Below are 17,410 nucleotides of genomic sequence, written 5' to 3' on the forward strand. Positions count from 1 at the left end.
AGGAACAAGAGGGCGTTCATCTCTGTGGGATGGACGCCCTTTTTTCGTGGGAATGCGTTTGGCGGGACAATGCTTGTTGGCTTTGAATCCGCTTCATATTCCCCACGCATGCCCCCCAAGACCAGTTCCTCACAGTCCGCAGCCCAGGCCGATGTGCAGCCCGGGCAACCCGTTATTCGCATTCGCGGCGCGCGTCAGCACAACCTCAAGAATCTTGACCTCGACATTCGGACTGGCGAGCTGACGGTGGTGACCGGGCCCAGCGGCAGCGGCAAGTCGTCGCTGGTGTTTGACACCCTCTATGCCGAGGGCCAGCGCCGCTATGTCGAGACGTTCTCGGCCTACGCGCGCCAGTTTCTCGACCGCATGGACAAGCCCGCCGTTGACAGGGTCGATGGCGTGCCGCCGGCCATTGCCATCGATCAGACCAATCCGGTGCGCAACAGCCGCTCCACCGTTGGCACGATGACGGAGCTCAACGACCATCTCAAGCTGCTGTTTGCCCGCACCGCACGGCTGTTCGACAGGGTCACCGGTGCGCCCGTGCACCACGATACGCCGCAGACCGTGCTGGCCGCCTTGCAGGCGCGCTTTGGCCAGGGCGAGGGCAAGACCGATCCGCGCCTGGTCGTGACGTTTGCGGTGGAGCTGCCGGCCGACACCAGCGACGAGCAGATGCAGCAATGGCTCTCGGCCAGTGGCTTTACCAAGGTGCAGGCGGCGCACTGGGTGGAAGTGCCCGCGCAGAGCGGCGGAGGCGGGGCCAAAAACGGCTCCTCGAAGAAGAAGGCCGCAGCTGGCAAGGCCGCGCCCACGCTGCGCAAGGTGCTGGACGTGGTGGCGGATCGGTTTCGGCTCAGCCGCGTCGAGCCGGCGCGGGTGGTCGAGGCGCTGGAGGTGGCCTTCAAGCGCGGCAATGGCCGGCTGGCCATTTACGTGCTGCCGGATGCGCAGGACGACGCTGATACGTCCGAGGCATCGGAAGTTCTGCATTTCTCGCAGGGTCTGCACAGTCCGGCCAGCAACCTGCGCTACCAGGAGCCTACGCCATCGATGTTTTCGTTCAACTCGCCAGCGGGTGCGTGCGAGACCTGCCGCGGCTTTGGGCGCGTGATCGGCGTGGACTGGGGGCTGGTCATCCCCAATGATCGGCTGACCCTGCGTCAGGGCGCTATCAAGGCCATCCAGACGCCGGCGTGGAAGGAGATTCAGGATGACTTGATGCGCTACGCCGGCAAGGAAGGCATTCCGCGCGATACGCCGTGGAACCGCCTCACGCCCGAGCAGCGCGACTGGGTCCTGCATGGCAGCCCGAACTGGAACGGCAACTGGAACCAGACCTGGTATGGCATTGCGCGCTTCTTCGAGTATCTGGAGAGCAAAGCCTACAAGATGCACATCCGGGTGCTGCTGTCCAAGTACCGCAGCTACACCACCTGCCCGGCCTGTGCGGGAGCGCGGCTGAAGACCGAAAGTCTGCTCTGGCGCATCGGCAGCAAGGCCGCCGCCGACGCCCACCTGCCGCCGCAGCGGCGTTTCCAGCCGGTCGGCACGCAATGGTCGCAACAGACACTGCAGGCACTGCCCGGCCTGTGCCTGCACGACCTGATGCAGATGCCGCTGAGCAAGCTGCACGCCTTCATGCGGACGCTCGTGCCTGCGACCGCCGACCACGATGCCCAGGCGCAGGCCACGCGCATGCTGCTCGAGGAGATCAACACCCGGCTGCGCTTTCTGGTGGAAGTCGGCATCGGCTACCTCACACTGGATCGCCAGAGCCGTACGCTGTCGGGCGGCGAGGTGCAGCGCATCAACCTGACGACGGCACTGGGCACCTCGCTGGTGAATACGCTGTTCGTGCTGGACGAGCCCAGCATCGGGCTGCACCCGCGTGACATGCAGCGCATCAACCTTGCCATGCTGCGCCTGCGCGATGCCGGCAACACGCTGGTGGTGGTCGAGCACGATCCGGCAGTGATGCTGGCGGCCGACCGCGTCATCGACATGGGGCCCCGGCCTGGCAGTGGCGGCGGCCAGATCGTCTTCGATGGCACGCCTGCGGCATTGCGCAATGCCGCCACGCTCACCGGGGAGTACCTGAGCGGGCGCAAGCGCATCGACAACCCGGCGCGCCGTGCGGTGAAACCCGGCACGCCCCGCCTGCTGCTGCAGGGCGCACGTGCCAACAACCTGCAGAATGTGGACGTCGCATTCCCGCTGGAGCGCTTGGTGTGTGTCACCGGCGTTTCGGGTTCGGGCAAGTCCACGCTGATCCAGGATGTGCTGGCGCCGGCGCTGATGCGCGCGTTTGGCAAAGCCACCGAGACGCCCGGTGCGCATGATGCGCTGCTGGGGACGGATCACTTGGCCGATGCGGTGTTCGTCGACCAGTCGCCCATCGGCAAGACGGCGCGCTCCAACCCGGCCAGCTACGTCGGCGCGTGGGATGCCATCCGTACTCTCTTTGCCATCGTCCCGCTGGCACAGCAGCGTGGCTACACCGCCGCCAAGTTCAGCTTCAACAGTGGCGACGGCCGCTGCCCGGTATGCGGCGGCAGCGGCTTTGAGCACGTGGAGATGCAGTTCCTCTCGGATGTGTATCTGCGCTGCCCGGAATGCGACGGCAGCCGCTATCGGCCGGAAATTCTCGAGGTGCAGCTCGAACGCGGCGAGCGCCTGCTGAATGTTGCCGACGTGCTGGAACTGACGGTGCAGCAGGCGCTGCAGGTTTTCGCGCAGGACCGCGACGTGGTACGCGCCCTGCAGCCGCTGGCCGATGTGGGGTTGGAGTACCTGCGGCTGGGGCAGCCTGTGCCGACCCTCTCGGGCGGGGAGGCGCAGCGCCTGAAGCTGGCGGGTTTCCTGGCCGAGGCCGCGCAGTCGGCCAGCAAGAGCAGGCAGCAGCTCGCCCGCAAGGGCACGCTGTTCCTGTTCGACGAGCCGACGACCGGCCTGCACTTCGATGACATTGCCAAGCTCATGCGGGCGTTCAGAAAGTTGCTGGACGCGGGCCATTCGCTCATCGTCATCGAACACAACCTGGACGTGATGTGTGCCAGCGACTGGGTCATCGACCTGGGGCCGGAAGCGGGCGATGCCGGCGGTCGCATCGTCGTGGAAGGTCCGCCGGATGCGGTGGCCCGGCACCCGACGTCCTTCACCGCCGCCGCGCTGCGGGAGTACGACGCGGCGCTGGCAGGCGGTGCTGCCAATGATGCGCCCTATCTGCTGGCGGCAGAACCACAGGCCGCATACGCTGCGGCTGCACCGGCGAGCTCCCGTCGCAATGCCATCGAGATCGTCAATGCCCGGGAACACAATCTCAAGAACCTGTCCGTGGCCATTCCGCGCGGCAAGTTCAACGTGATCACCGGCGTCTCGGGCTCGGGCAAGTCCACGCTGGCGTTCGATATCCTGTTTTCCGAAGGCCAGCGGCGCTACCTGGAGTCGCTCAATGCCTACGCGCGCTCCATCGTGCAGCCGGCCAGCCGGCCGGACGTGGATGCAGTGCATGGCATACCGCCCACCGTGGCGATCGAGCAGCGCCTCTCGCGTGGCGGGCGCAAGAGCACCGTCGGCACTGCGACGGAAGTCTGGCACTACCTGCGGCTGCTGTACGTCAAGCTGGGCGTGCAGCACTGCATCCACGACGGCGCGGCGGTGCAGCCGCAGTCGCCCGACAGCATCGTGGCCCACATCCTGCGCAACTACCGCGGCCAGCACATTGGCCTGCTGGCACCGCTGGTGGTGGGCCGCAAGGGCATTTACACCGAACTGGCGGAATGGGCGCGCCTGCGCGGACATACGCATCTGCGCGTCGATGGTGCGTTTGTGCCTACAACCGCTTTTCCCAAGCTGGATCGCTACAAGGAGCACAGCATCGAACTGCCGGTGTTCAGCCTCGACGTCACGCCAGAGAACGAGGCCCTGCTGCGCGAGCAGGTGGCCACGGCGCTGGAGCATGGCAAGGGGCAGCTGCAGGTCATTAGTCGGCTGGAGGGCCTGTCCGAAGCGCTGGCCGCTGGCACGGGTGGTCAGGGCATCGGCGTGGTGGCCGGCTATTCGACGCTGCGCGCCTGCCCGATCTGCAGCACCTCGTACCCCGAGCTGGATCCGCGCCTGTTCTCCTACAACAGCAAGCATGGCTGGTGCCCGGACTGCGTCGGCACCGGCGTGGCGCTCACGCGCGAGCAGCGCAAGGCGCTGGACGACTCCGCTCCGCTGGACGATAACCGAGGCCGCGAGCGCAGCTTCGAGGAGCCCGACGCCGAGGACGTGGGGGACACCGTCTGTCCCAGCTGCCATGGCACGCGGCTGAACGCGACGGCGCGCGCCGTGCGTTTTCACGGCAAGGCCATCACCGAAATTGCACAGCTTTCGGTCAGCGATATTCGCAGCTGGGCGGAGCAGCTTGCGCTGCAAGGCCGCGAGGCTGACATTGCCCGCGATTTGCTGCCGGAAATTCGTGCGCGGCTGGCATTTCTGGAACAGGTCGGCCTAGGCTACCTGACGCTGGATCGTGGCGCGCCCACGCTCTCGGGCGGCGAAGCTCAGCGCATCCGGCTGGCGGCGCAACTGGGCAGCAATCTGCAGGGCGTGTGTTACGTGCTGGACGAACCCACGATTGGCCTGCATGCGCGTGACAACCGCATTTTGCTCGATGCCCTGCATACCCTGGCGCACAAGGGCAACACGCTGGTGGTGGTGGAGCACGATGAGGAGACCATTCGCCATGCTGACCACCTGATCGACGTGGGCCCCGGTGCGGGCGTGCGCGGTGGCACCATCGTGGCCGAAGGCCGGCCCGAGGACGTGGCGCGCAGCGCCGAATCGGTGACGGGCAGATACCTGCGCGAGGCGATGCGCCATCCGTTCAGCGCGCGCCGGAAGGTGACGGCTAGCATGGAGGCGCTGACGCTCAAAGGCGCCAGTCTGCATAACCTGCAGAACGTCAACAGCTGGGTGCCGCTGCATCGGCTGGTGGCGATTACGGGCGTCTCCGGCTCCGGCAAATCCACGCTGGCGCGCGATGTGCTGCTGGAGAACGTGGCACGCGTGGTCAGCCAGCAATCCACCCGCGCCGGGCGCGAAAGCCTGGCGAAGACCGGCCCCTCGCCGTACCTGCAACACCTTAAAGGCCTGGAGGGCTATGAGGCGATTGATCGCGTGCTGGAGGTGGACCAGACGCCCATTGGAAAAACCCCGCGCAGTTGCCCAGCCACCTACATCGGCTTCTGGGATACGGTACGCAAGCTCTTTGCCGATACGCTCGAAGCCAAGGCGCGAGGCTACAGCGCCAGCCGTTTCAGTTTCAACACCGGCGAAGGCCGCTGCCCGGCCTGCGAAGGGCAGGGCATGCGCACCATCGAAATGAGCTTTCTGCCGGACGTGAAAGTGCCCTGCGAGGTCTGCCACGGCGCGCGCTTCAACCCGGAAACCCTGTCCGTCACCTGGCGCGGCAAGAACATCGGTGACGTGCTGAAGATGGAGGTGGATGAAGCCGTCGATTTCTTTGCCTCCATGCCCACCATCGCCCACCCGCTGCAACTGCTCAGAGACGTGGGCCTGGGTTACTTGACGCTAGGGCAGCCCAGTCCTACCCTCTCCGGCGGCGAAGCCCAGCGCATCAAGCTGGTGACGGAGCTCACCAAGGTTCGTGATGACGTCACCCGGCGTGGCAACAAGGTGCCGCACACCCTGTACGTGCTGGACGAACCGACGGTCGGCCTGCACATGGCCGACGTGGAAAAACTCATCCATGTGCTGCACCGTCTGGTTGATGGAGGCCACAGCGTCATCGTCATCGAGCACGACCTGGACGTGATCGCCGAGGCCGACTGGATCATCGACCTTGGACCGGAGGGCGGCAAAAACGGCGGGCAGATCGTGGCGGCGGGAACGCCGGAGGAGGTCGTGGCGAAGAAGACATTCACCGGGGTAGCCGTTGCCAACCTCCTGAAAGGCAGCTAGCGCGGTTCATTGTCGCCGCTGCTTCTGGCGACAGGGCCGGCGGTAGAACCTAGCCGTGAATTCTTTGCGTGCTGGGTTGCCGCTGCACGCAACACCGGCGGCCCGTCGCGCAAGTGCGAGGCGGGCACTGCTCGCGTGGATTAACGCCAGCGGCGGCCAGACGATACCGATCCGGGCGAAGAAATCCCCATCGTGTCAAGTCACTGCCATCCTTGCGGTGCAAGGCATAAAAAGAATTTGCGCAGGTTCGCAGCGACCGAGACCGCGTGGAGCGGGCACTCCATCACACATGGTTCTTCAACCGGCTGCGCAGCAAACGGCTGCGGGCATTGAGGCCACTGAAATGCACGCTGCAGCCGTGTTTGCGGAAGTTGCGTGCCACGGTGTTGAGGGCGGCGACGGTGGTGGCGTCCCAGATCTGTGCGGCGGACAGGTCCACACGCACGGGCCGGCCTTGGTCTGCCTCGTAGTCGAACTCCTCTGCCAGTGCATGGCTGCTGGCGAAGAACAAGGGGCCGGAGACAGTGTATTGCACCGGGGCGTTGGGCGACTGCGGCGCCTGGCGCTGCACCAGCGTAGCGTTGGCGACCCGTCTGGCAAACAGCATCAGCGCGATCACCGCGCCGATGCCTACACCGAGCGCCAAGTTCTCGGACCATACCGTGATGACAACGGTGACGACCATGGCCAGCGATTCCGGCAAGGGCATGCGCTGCCAAGTGCGCGGGGAAACGCTCTGCCAGTCCACCGTCTTGATGGCGACCACGACCATCACGGCAGCCAGACTGGCCATGGGAATAATGGCCAGCAGGCCGCTCAGTACTGAGACCAGCAGCAGCATGGTCAGTGCCGCGGCCGCGGTAGACAAGCGCGTGCGGGCGCGACCGATGTCGATGTTGACCACGGTCTGGCCGATCATGGCGCAGCCCGCCACCCCGCCATACGCGCCTGCTGCCATGTTGGAAACACCCAGGGCCCAGGACTCGCGGTTCTTGTCCGAACGCGTGCCGGTTTTTTCATCGACCAGCTGGGCCGTCAGCAACGATTCCAGCAGGCCGACAAAGGCAATGCTCAGCGCTGTAGGCAAGATGATGGTGAAGGTTTGCCAGCTGAATGGCACGTTCCACTGCGTGAAGTGCCACAGGCCAGGCGCCATCTGGCCGCTGTCAGCGACGGTGGGCACTTGCCAGCCCATTACGCCTACCAGCGCAACGGCAACAGTAATCGCGATCAGGGGGGAAGGTACGGCGGTCGTGAATTTCGGCACCAGCCAGGTCAGCAACAGGGCAACGGCAAAGACCACCAGGACGATGCTGCCTTGGTCGAGCACATGCGGCACCTGCGCCATGAAGATCAGGATACCCAGGGCGTTGACGAAGCCCAGCATCACGGAGCGCGGTACATAACGCACCAGACTGGCCAGGCGCGATAGCCCGAACAGTACCTGGATGACGCCCGCCAGCAGGACGGCAGGGAAGATGTAGTCCACGCCGTGCGCACGCGTCATCGGCCCGATCACCAGCGCCACCGAGCCCGCTGCGGCAGTAACCATTGCGGGGCGCCCGCCCAGTATTGACATCAGCAGCCCCATGGTGATGGAGGCATACAGGGCGGCCTGCGGATCGACGCCAGAGACGACGGAAAAGGAGATGACCTCCGGCACCAACGCCAGCGCGGTGACTACGCCGGCCAGCGTTTCCCGCCAGTAGAGGCGCCATGCCGACTGCGGAGGGTGGCGTTTGGCGGGAGCCGCATGCATCGTGTTCATGTACAAACTCTTTTTTCAAATCTTGGGACGGCGGCAGGCTGCGTGCGAATGCGGTGTTGTCATCCGGTGATCGCAGACTCTGGACACAGGGCGTCGGCACGCAACCACCACCGTGCTCAGACCCCTGCATGGCAACCCGCTGATAATGGCGGCATGAAATCAATCACAGAAGACATTGCGTCAAGCGCGGATGCGGCCGCTTTCTCGCAACTACAGCTTGGCGCAGCCATGCTGGCCAACCTGCAGCAGCTGGGCTACACGCAGATGACAGCCATCCAGGCGGCCAGCCTGCCACTGGCATTGCAAGGCAGGGATGTTATTGCCCAGGCGAGCACCGGGAGCGGAAAAACCGCCGCCTTTGGCATGGCCTTGCTGGCAAGGCTCAATCCGCGCTGGTTTGCGGTGCAGTCGTGCTGTGCCCGACGCGGGAACTGGCAGACCAGGTCGCCAACGAAATCCGCCGTCTGGCGCGGGCGCAGGAGAACATCAAGATCGTAACGGTGTTTGGCGGCGTGCCCGCACGCAACCAGATGGCCAGCCTGGAGCATGGCGCGCACGTCATCGTCGGCACGCCGGGCCGAGTCATGGATTTGCTGGCGCGCGGGGCGATCGATCTGGCGGCCCTCAACACGCTGGTGCTCGACGAGGCGGACAGGATGCTGGACATGGGGTTCTACGGGGACATCGTGCAGGTTGCCAGCCAGTGTCCCAGCGATCGCCAGACCCTGCTGTTTTCCGCGACCTGTCCGGACGGTATCGCAGCGCTGGCCGCGCGGTTCATGCGCGAGCCGCACACCATCAAGGTGGCTGCACAGCACAGTGCGCATAAGATCGCTTAGCGCTGGTACCAGGTCAGGGAGGAGGCGCGCCTGCACGCGGTGACGCAGCTGCTGCTGCACTTCCGCCCGGAATCGTCGATCGCCTTTTGCAACACCAAGCAGCAGTGCCGGGATCTGGCCGCGGTGCTGCAGGCGCACGGCATCAGCGCGCTGGCACTGTATGGCGAGCTGGAGCAGCGCGAGCGCGATGAGGTGCTGGTGCAGTTTGCCAACGGCAGCTGCAGCGTGCTGGTTGCCACTGATGTGGCCGCGCGCGGGCTGGATATTGCTAATCTGGAGGCCGTGATCAACGTCGACACTACGCCCGATGCGCAGGTACACATCCACCGCATTGGACGCACTGGCCATGGTGACGCCCAGGGCTTGGCACTGTGTCTGGCCAGCATGGATGAAATGGGGGCCGTTGGCCGCATCGAGGTGCAGCAGGGGCGCGAAGTGAACTGGCATTCACTGGCAGCGCTGCCGCCGGCGTCTGCCGCGCCGCTGCTGCCGGCCATGCGCACCATTCAGATCACGGGCGGGCGCAAGGAAAAGATCCGCGCCGGTGACGTGCTGGGTGCGATGACGCGCGACTTCGGCTATACCAAGGAGCAGATCGGCAAGATCAACGTGAATGACTTTTCCACCTACGTGGCAGTGGCCCGTGGCATCGCCAGCCAGGCGGCCAGCAGGCTTAACGGCGGCCGCGTGAAAGGAAAAAGCGTGCAGGCACGCCTGCTCGGATAAGCGTTGGGAGCACTGGCGCCTGCGCCAGGAAAAACGCGCTGGATGCCGCAGCGGGGCAGCCAGCGCGTGGTGGGTATCTCCATCAGCGGCGGCACGCAGTCCGCGCAGCAGTCACTTATAGCGCGATGTCCGAGACCTTGGGCACGTCCCCAGGGTTCTCATCAGGAACGGTGCCTGCAGCGCGGTTTTCCAGGCTTGGCGAGGCGATGGCCAGTTGCAGGCTGGCTTCTGTCGAGGCCCAGACCTTGGCCAGCAGCTGCGGGTGCTCATGAAGCTTGAAGCCATAGCTGGGAATCATCGCCCGGATCTTCTGGCTCCAGGCGGGGGTCTGCATCTTGTCGGGGAAGGCGCGCTCCAGCAGCGACAGCATGATCGCCGGCGAGGTCGAGCCGCCGGGCGATGCGCCCAGCAGCGCCGAGACCGTGCGGTCGGCAGACATGACCACCTCGGTGCCGAGCTTGAGCACGCCGCCTTTTTCTGGATCGTTGTAGATGATCTGAACGCGCTGGCCCGCTTCCCAGAGATACCAGTCCTCGTCTTTGGCTTCGGGCATGTACTGGCGCAGCATGTCCATTTTCTGCGCCTTGTCCAGCCGCAGCTGCTGTGCCAGATAGGTCACGAGCGAGAACTCGTTGATGCCGACCTGCAGCTGGGGGATGATGTTGGAGGGCGTGGTGGTCTTGATCAGGTCGAAGTACGAGCCGTTCTTGAGGAACTTGCTGGACCATGTTGCAAAGGGTCCGAACAGCAGCACCCTTTTTCCGTCCAGCACGCGGGTGTCCAAATGCGGTACTGACATCGGAGGGGAGCCAGTCTCGGCAAGACCATACACCTTGGCGAGGTGGCGAGAGGCGATTTCCGGTTTTTCGGTTACGAGAAATTCGCCGCCGACGGGAAAGCCTGCGTACTGTTTGGCTTCCGGAATGCCGGACAGCTGCAGCAGTGGCAGTGCGGCGCCGCCTGCGCCGATGAACAGAAAGCGTGTGTCGACCGTCTTGATGTCCGAGGCATCTTCCATGTTGAACGCGGAGATGCGCCAGGTGCCGTCGTCATTGCGCGTAATGGAGCGCACCTCATAGCCGGTGGTGAGATGAAAGTGCGGGCGCTCGCCCAGATGCTGGAAGAACTGGCGCGTGATCTCGCCCAGGTTCACATCCGTGCCCAGCGGCGAGCGCGTGGATGTGACGACCTGATTCGGATCGCGCCCTTCCATCATGATCGGCACCCACTCGGCGATCTTAGCGTGGTCGGTGGCGTACTCCATGCCGGCAAACAGCGGCGAGGCCTGCAGCGCCGCCACGCGCTTTTCCATGAAGGCGCGGTTTTCCTCGCCAAACACCATGTTCATGTGCGGCGTGGAGTTGATGAAGCCGCGTGGGTGACCAAGGACGCCCTGTTCCACGTGATAGGCCCAGAACTGGCGCGAAATCTGGAAGTTCTCGTTGATGGCGATCGCACGGGCAATCTGAACGTTGCCATTCCTGTCCATCGGTGTGTAGTTCAGCTCGCACAGGGCCGAATGTCCGGTGCCGGCGTTGTTCCAGCCGTTGGAGCTTTCCTCGGCCACCGCATCAAGCCGCTCGAACACCTCAATGCTCCAGTCTGGCTCAAGCTCGCTCAGGTAAGCGCCCAGCGTGGCGCTCATGATGCCGCCGCCAATCATCACCACGTCGACCATTTTCTCCGCGCTGGCAGCACGGTACTGGCTGCCAAAGAAGTACTGATAGCCCAGGAGCGCAGCGCCCGCGCCTGCCGCACCAATCAGCACCTGTCGGCGTGTGACGCCACTTTGGGTTGCGATGCTTTCGAGACTTTGTGTGTTGCCGACCATGAATGACTATTATTTCTTAAGTAATTCTGAAGGGCGGGATTATTGCTTCACACGTAAAGTTGGTTTTTTCAATTAGAGGATTCCCTTATTAGTAGGCTGTTTTTGACATTCCTGAAACGCTTGAATGGGGTATGACACTCGGTTCCGGCGCGGTAACGGACGGCATTTGGTGGAATGGCAGGTCGCGGCTGTACTCACCTATACACGGGCTGCCGGGGCCTGTAGATCCGTTCGTAAGGTATCAGAATTGATCCTAGATAGAGCGTCCACCGCAGCCACGGGCCGGAGGACGGCCGCGGATGGCGCGCTAGCGCTGATCGCCGGCCACTGCGGTTGCGGCGGCGTCGCCCGAGCGGGGTTCGAGCAGGGCATTGATGCGACGCACATCCTCCATGTCCAGCGTGCCACTGGCCTGGGCCAGTTGCAGGTGGGTAAGCAGCACGTCATAGCGCGCCTGGGCCAGCTGGCGGCGGGTGTCGAACAGCTGGCTCTGGGCGTCGAGCACGTCCAGGTTGATGCGCACACCTACTTCGTAGCCCAGCTGGTTGGCCTCAAGGGCGCTCAGCGATGAGGCCTGTGCGGCTTCCAATGCCTGTACCTGGCTGAGCCTCGATTGCAGACCCAAAAACGCAGTGCGCGTAGCCTGCAGCACCTGGCGGCGGACGTCATCGAGCTGCGCCCGCGCTTGCTCTTCTAGTGCGACGGTTTCGCGTACACGGTTTTCCACCGCGAAACCGGTAAAGAGCGGCAGGTTGAGCTGCACGCCGATGCTGGCCTGGCGATTGCGTGCGCCCAATGCGTTGCTCGGTGTGCCGTCCGGATTGCTGGTTTGCCCGAGTCGCGCGGTCAGATCCACCGTGGGCAAGTGGCCAGTGCGTGCCTTTTCGGTTTCCATGCGGGCGATATCAAGCGCGACGAGCGCGCGCTGGATCTGGGGTTGGTCACGCTCGGCCGCGGCGGTCCAGTCCAGTACGCTGGAAGGCGTAAGAGGAGGAAGCTCCGCATTCTCGCGCAGTCGCCACGGGCGTGCCTGCACTATGCCCACGGTCTGGTCCAACGCCAGCTTCTTGATTTCCAGGTCATTGGCGGCGGCGATCTCCTGGGCGTGAATGAGATCAAAGCGCGCCTGGGCTTCGCGCGTGTCGGTAATGGTGGCGTTGCCGACCTCGAAATTGCGCTGTGCAGCTGCTAGCTGCTCTTGCACTGCAGCTTTTTGGGCCTTGACGAACGTCAGTGTGTCCTCGGCCGCAAGTACCTCGAAATAAGCCTGCGCGACCCGCACGATCAACGCTTGTGCTGCGGCGTCGAGTTGGTGCTGGGCCAGCGCGATTGCGCGCTGGCTCTGCGCGTACTGCAGGCGGTCGGTGGGTCGGTACAGTGCCTGCGACGCCTCGATGGCAATACTGCGAGTCGTTCCGGTGTGTCGCGCGTCGGCAAGGTCCGTGTGGCTGCGCGTCTGCGCACGGGAGAGCTCTGCACCGACGCCGAGCTGCGGCAATAACGGGGCGCGGGCCTGATCGCTGCGCCTGGCAGCCGCTTCGCGCTCGGCCAGCGCAGCGCGCCATTGGGCGTCGTAGCCGCTGGCGGCTTCAACGAGCGCGGTCAGGCTTTGCGCCTGGACGCAGGGCAGGGCAAGGACGCTGCTTGCCACAAGGGCGGTGAGCACGGCAGAACGAAAGGGCAGGTGAAAAGCCATGGCTGTGTCGGACAAGCAGGAGCAATGGGAGGCGTGCGCGACGCTGGCAATGTGCCAGGGTAGATGATGCGCACCTATCATAGCCGCCTCTCAATGCGTCACCCCACGAATGGAGCTGTATGCCAAGTGGCTGCCACGGCTGCTTTCGTTTTCATTGCTCCGGCAGCCAGTAGCTGCGCACCAGCTCCAGCATTTGCCGAGACGATCGGCCGCGATGGCTGTACTGGTTCTTGGTTTCCTCGGTCAGTTCGGCGAAGGTTTTTCCCAGTTCTGGAACGCACAATACGGGGTCGAAACCGAAGCCGTTGCTGCCGCGCGGTGCGGTCGCGATGTCAACACTGACCTTGCCAACGGCGATCAGGGGTTCAGGGTCCTCCGCGTGGCGCACGCCAACGAGGGTGCTGACCATGTAGGCGCGGCGGTCCCGCACATGCTGCATCTGCTCAAGCAGTGCGCGGACGTTGTAGGCGTCGCCCTTGGGATAGCCAAATTGCAGGCTGTAGTAGGCGGTCTGTACGCCGGGCAGGCCATTGAAGGCACGCACACACAGGCCGGCGTCGTCGGCGATGGCAGGCAGGCCGGTGTGGCTGGCGGCAAAGCGCGCCTTGGCCAGCGCGTTTTCAACGAATGTATGGTAGGGCTCTTCAGCCTCGCCGGTAAAAAGCTCCCCCTGTGCCACAAGGGTGACGCCCAGCGGCGCGAAAAGGGCTTGCAGCTCGTGCAGCTTGCCACGGTTGTTGGATGCGAGGACGATGCGCATGAGAGGGTCTGGGAACGGGTTCAAAGGCCAAGCGCGCTGCGCTGCAGCGCAATCAGCTCACGGATGCCGGCATCGGCCAGATCGAGCAGGGCATTCATCTGCGCGCGTGAAAACGCCGCGCCCTCGGCCGTGCCCTGGACTTCGACGAAGTTGCCGGACTCGGTCATCACGACGTTCATGTCGGTGTCGCAGGCCGAATCCTCCACGTACTCCAGGTCCAGTAGCGCCTGGCCCTGGACAATGCCCACCGACGTGGCGGCCACGGCCTCGCGGATCGGCGATTGCTGGATGAGCCCCTGGGCCAACAGCCACTGGACGGCGTCGTACGCCGCGACCCATGCGCCGGTAATGGCGGCCGTGCGGGTGCCGCCATCGGCCTGCAGCACGTCACAGTCAAGGTGCAGGGTTCGTTCGCCCAGTGCCTGCAGATCGAATACCGCGCGCAGCGAGCGGCCGATCAGCCGCTGGATTTCCTGTGTGCGGCCGGACTGCTTGCCCTTGGCGGCCTCACGCGCGCCACGCGTGTGGGTGGCACGCGGCAGCATGCCGTATTCGGCCGTGACCCAGCCTTCGCCGGTGCCCTTCTTGTGAGGCGGCACACGTTCTTCGACGGACGCGGTGCACAGCACTTTGGTGTGGCCGGCGCTGATGAGTACCGAGCCCTCGGCATAACGGGTGTACTGACGTTCGATCGTGGTAGGGCGAAGGGCCGTGGCAGTGCGCGCTGCGGTGCGCTGGAAAGGGGTGTTGTCAAAAGGGATCATGAATGTAGCTAAAAAGGTGGCAACAGCCGCGCAGTGGTCGGGGCAGCAGTCAATGTGAACACCGCTGCCGCGCAGCGGCATGAACATTCCCGAGCTAGCGCCGGTTCAAGGCCTTGTTGATGTCGGCCAGGCTGCGTTCGATGTCGAGATCATCAAGCAGGTTACCGGAAATTGTGGTGGTGAACTCCTCAACATCGGAAAAGTCATCATCCAGCTCAGGCGGCGGGGTGGGGCGCTTGCTGGCTTCTTCAAGCCATTCCAGCGCAATGACGGTGATGTTATCGCTGTGTCTGCCGGCCATCTGATAGGCATGCTCGACCAGCGCGACGGCACTTTCACGCACCTCGCCCTGGTAGATGCCGGCGACGATGGCCTCGTCGTCCAGCGGCCCCCAGAGGCCATCAGAGCACAGCAGGATGCGGTCGTGACGCGCGAGCGGCCGCGCCTCACCCAGGTCATAGATGGGGCGCGCGGGCGAGCCCAGGCATGTAAAGAGCACGTTGCGGTTGATCTCGCCAACCTTGGTCAACACGGATTCGCGCAGTTCGGAGTACGAGTGGTCACGGGTGCGCGTGACCAGCGCGCCGTTGCGCATGACGTACAGGCGTGAGTCGCCGCAATGGATCCACTGCAGCATGCCCTGCTGAATGACGGCGGCGACCAGCGTGGTGCGTGGCGAGTCCGGCATGCCTTTGTCGATGGCGTAGCGCAGGATCTGGCGGTGCGCCATCAGCAATCCGGACTCGAGAAAATGCGCTACGTCTTCCAGCATCGGCTGCGCCTGCCGCCTGAACAGCGCCGCAATGGTCTGCAGGGCAATCTGCGCGGCCATTTCTCCTTCCGGATGGCCGCCCATGCCGTCGGCAAGGATGAACAGCGCAGAGTCGGCCGTGTGGCAGTAGCCCATGCGGTCCTCGTTGCGGGCGCGACCGCCCTGGTGGCTGGTCTGGAATACGGAGAATTTCATGGGGATGTTCAGGATGCGCGTCAGCCAGGCTCACGCTTGCCGCCGGTCACCAGCGCGCTGATCTGCATGCGCATCTTCTCTGCCATGCTCATTTTGGAATAGCGCAGCTCGGATTCGCGGGCAAGCTCCTTCTGGAGCGTGAACACCGACTGCGGACGCGCCAGCGGATCCATGGCCATGCACCATTCGACGACCTGGATCAGATTGTCCGAATAGATGTTGCGCACGCGGCTGAGCGCCAGCGCCAGCCGGTCCTTCTCATTGCGCTGCGGCACGTCGTTGGGCGGCACGCCCAGCATGCAGGCGTAGATGCAGGCGCCGATGGCGTAAATGTCCGTCCACGGGCCTAGCGCGCCATCGCGCTTGTACATCTCTGGCGCGGCAAAGCCTGGGGTATACATGGGACGCACGAAGTTGCCTTCCTTGGAAAGCACCTCGCGTGCGGCGCCGAAGTCGATCATCACGGCGCGGTCATCATCGGTGATGAAAATATTGGCCGGTTTGATGTCCAGATGCAGCATCTTGTGCTGGTGCACGATACGCAGGCCGCGCAGGATCTCGTCGAACAGCGAGCGGATGGTCGCTTCGCGAAACACCTTGCGGCTGTCCGGATTGCGCGCGGTGACGATGTACTCCTGCAAGGTGGCGCCCTCCAGGTGATTCATCACCATGTAGACCGTTTCGTTCTCGCGAAAGAAGTTGAGCACGCTCACCACCGAGGCATGCGAGATCTGCGCCAGCGAGCGGCCTTCCTCGAAGAAGCTTTTCAGCCCCAGCCGGTACAGAGACATCTTCTCCGGCGGTACCTGTGGCACCAGTTGCCCGGCCTCGCGCGTGACCAGCGAGCTGGGCAGATATTCCTTGATGGCCACGGGATGTCCGTTAGGGTCGACCGCGTAATACACAACGCCGAATCCGCCTGAGGAAATCCGGTGCAACAGGCGGTATCCACCGACCATGGTGTTGGGCGGCAGCGCCGCCGGCTTGGACTTGGCGGCCGGGCCAGATGGAGAAGGCGAGGAAGTGGCCATCGCGGCGCGTGTAGTCTCGGTTGAGCGGAAATGTGCGGTGATAATAGCCGCTTTGGATGGCCCGTCGAGTGGTTACAGCTCGAATCTCTTGTATATGACAGTTTACAGTATGACCGGGTATGCCTCCGTGCAGGCTGCGCTGGGCGCAGGTGACGGTGCCAGTGTGCTGATGCTGGAGTTGCGTTCGGTCAACAGTCGGTTCCTGGACCTGGTACTGAAAGTGCCGGATGCCTTCAAGCCACTGGAAGGCAAGCTGCGCCAGAGCCTTGCCGAGCAGCTCCAGCGCGGCAAGGTGGAATTGCGCGTGGCCTTGCGCGAGACGGGGGCGGGGGCCGGCGCACTCGATGTCCGGGCACTGCAACAGTTGCACTGGATACAGACGCAGGTGCAGAACTGGCTGCCCGACGCCCGGGCACTGTCGGTGGCAGAGGCGTTGCAGTGGCTGCAGAGCCGAGCGCCGCAGGAGCACGGGCTGGAGTGGACGCCGGAGTTGGAGCGTGCTGTGATGCAGGCCATCGCCGCCCTCAAGCACGCACGCGCCAGTGAAGGCGCGCGCCTCAAGGCCATTTTGCTCGAGAAGGTGGATGCGTTGCGCGAATGGGTCGCCAAGGCGGCGCCGCTCGTGCCTCGTCTGGTTGAGCAACAGCGCGAGCGGTTCCTCGAGCGCTGGAAAGAGGCGCTGGCCAGTGCCAGTGATGCGAATGGCACTCCTCCGGTCGAGGAGCGCGAAGCGCAGCAGCGGGCATTGACGGAAGCGACGGCCTTTGCCATTCGCATCGACGTGGCCGAGGAACTGGCCCGTCTGACGGCGCATCTTGATGAGGTTGAGCATCTGCTTGGTCAGGGTGGAGCAGTGGGCAAGCGACTGGACTTCCTGATGCAGGAGTTGCATCGCGAAGCCAACACGCTGGGCAGCAAATCCGCATTGTTGGAGCTCAGTCGCATCAGCATGGAAATGAAGGTGTTGATCGAGCAAATGCGCGAGCAGGTCCAGAACATCGAATGACTCGGCGTGCGCAAGGCGTTCGCCGGCGCACACCTGCCTTTCCTTATTCGCC

General features: G+C 64.1%; 9 protein-coding genes and 1 pseudogene. 3 read left to right on the forward strand and 7 right to left on the reverse strand.

What is annotated here, in order from left to right:
• Positions 1–108: 108 nt before the first annotated feature.
• Complete coding sequence (gene uvrA, locus AAV94_RS13065) at positions 109–5,970, forward strand: excinuclease ABC subunit UvrA (RefSeq protein WP_046742649.1); 5,862 nt, start codon at positions 109–111, stop codon at positions 5,968–5,970.
• 283 nt (positions 5,971–6,253) lie between these two features.
• Here the strand turns inward: uvrA and AAV94_RS13070 are convergent, their stop codons facing one another.
• Positions 6,254–7,738 (reverse strand): SulP family inorganic anion transporter, encoded by a 1,485-nt coding sequence (locus AAV94_RS13070; protein WP_197408073.1) that lies wholly within the window; start codon positions 7,736–7,738, stop codon positions 6,254–6,256.
• 228 nt (positions 7,739–7,966) lie between these two features.
• Between AAV94_RS13070 and dbpA the strand changes: the two are divergent.
• A pseudogene (dbpA, locus tag AAV94_RS15315) lies at positions 7,967–9,303 on the forward strand (ATP-dependent RNA helicase DbpA).
• Positions 9,304–9,418: 115 nt separating this feature from the next.
• On the opposite strand, the gene mqo reads toward dbpA, so the two are convergent.
• The 6 genes from mqo to AAV94_RS13105 form a co-directional block, all read right to left on the reverse strand.
• On the reverse strand, positions 9,419–11,134 hold the full coding sequence (mqo, locus tag AAV94_RS13080; RefSeq protein WP_046742650.1) for a malate dehydrogenase (quinone): 1,716 nt from the start codon (positions 11,132–11,134) through the stop codon (positions 9,419–9,421).
• Between the two features lie 307 nt (positions 11,135–11,441).
• Positions 11,442–12,830: a TolC family outer membrane protein gene (locus tag AAV94_RS13085; RefSeq protein WP_046742651.1), complete on the reverse strand. Its 1,389-nt coding sequence runs from the start codon at positions 12,828–12,830 to the stop codon at positions 11,442–11,444.
• Positions 12,831–12,981: 151 nt separating this feature from the next.
• Positions 12,982–13,590 carry an RdgB/HAM1 family non-canonical purine NTP pyrophosphatase gene (gene rdgB, locus AAV94_RS13090; protein WP_046742652.1) on the reverse strand — a complete coding sequence of 203 codons (609 nt, stop codon included), beginning with the start codon at positions 13,588–13,590 and terminating at the stop codon, positions 12,982–12,984.
• A 20-nt stretch (positions 13,591–13,610) separates the two neighbouring features.
• Entirely contained in the window at positions 13,611–14,354 is a 744-nt protein-coding gene (gene rph / locus AAV94_RS13095) for a ribonuclease PH (RefSeq protein WP_046742653.1), read from the reverse strand.
• A 94-nt stretch (positions 14,355–14,448) separates the two neighbouring features.
• A complete protein-coding gene (locus tag AAV94_RS13100) occupies positions 14,449–15,321 on the reverse strand; it encodes a PP2C family protein-serine/threonine phosphatase (RefSeq protein ID WP_046742654.1) in 873 nt (290 codons plus the stop codon).
• Positions 15,322–15,341: 20 nt separating this feature from the next.
• Positions 15,342–16,352: a serine/threonine protein kinase gene (locus AAV94_RS13105; RefSeq protein WP_046742655.1), complete on the reverse strand. Its 1,011-nt coding sequence runs from the start codon at positions 16,350–16,352 to the stop codon at positions 15,342–15,344.
• A 94-nt stretch (positions 16,353–16,446) separates the two neighbouring features.
• On the opposite strand from AAV94_RS13105, the gene AAV94_RS13110 reads away from it, so the two are divergent.
• Positions 16,447–17,358 (forward strand): YicC/YloC family endoribonuclease, encoded by a 912-nt coding sequence (locus AAV94_RS13110; RefSeq protein ID WP_156454446.1) that lies wholly within the window; start codon positions 16,447–16,449, stop codon positions 17,356–17,358.
• Positions 17,359–17,410 lie beyond the last annotated feature (52 nt).

The sequence above is a fragment of the Lampropedia cohaerens genome (assembly GCF_001005215.1).
GTDB lineage: Bacteria > Pseudomonadota > Gammaproteobacteria > Burkholderiales > Burkholderiaceae_C > Lampropedia > Lampropedia cohaerens.

Bases quoted from the DNA above. Each gene is read 5' to 3' on its own strand.
- mqo (WP_046742650.1), bottom strand. From the start codon at position 11,134: ATGGTCGGCAACACACAAAGTCTCGAAAGCATCGCAACCCAAAGTGGC.
- AAV94_RS13085 (WP_046742651.1), bottom strand. From the start codon at position 12,830: ATGGCTTTTCACCTGCCCTTTCGTTCTGCCGTGCTCACCGCCCTTGTG.
- uvrA (WP_046742649.1), top strand. From the start codon at position 109: ATGCCCCCCAAGACCAGTTCCTCACAGTCCGCAGCCCAGGCCGATGTG.
- AAV94_RS13100 (WP_046742654.1), bottom strand. From the start codon at position 15,321: ATGAAATTCTCCGTATTCCAGACCAGCCACCAGGGCGGTCGCGCCCGC.
- AAV94_RS13110 (WP_156454446.1), top strand. From the start codon at position 16,447: ATGACAGTTTACAGTATGACCGGGTATGCCTCCGTGCAGGCTGCGCTG.
- rdgB (WP_046742652.1), bottom strand. From the start codon at position 13,590: ATGCGCATCGTCCTCGCATCCAACAACCGTGGCAAGCTGCACGAGCTG.
- AAV94_RS13105 (WP_046742655.1), bottom strand. From the start codon at position 16,352: ATGGCCACTTCCTCGCCTTCTCCATCTGGCCCGGCCGCCAAGTCCAAG.
- AAV94_RS13070 (WP_197408073.1), bottom strand. From the start codon at position 7,738: ATGAACACGATGCATGCGGCTCCCGCCAAACGCCACCCTCCGCAGTCG.
- rph (WP_046742653.1), bottom strand. From the start codon at position 14,354: ATGATCCCTTTTGACAACACCCCTTTCCAGCGCACCGCAGCGCGCACT.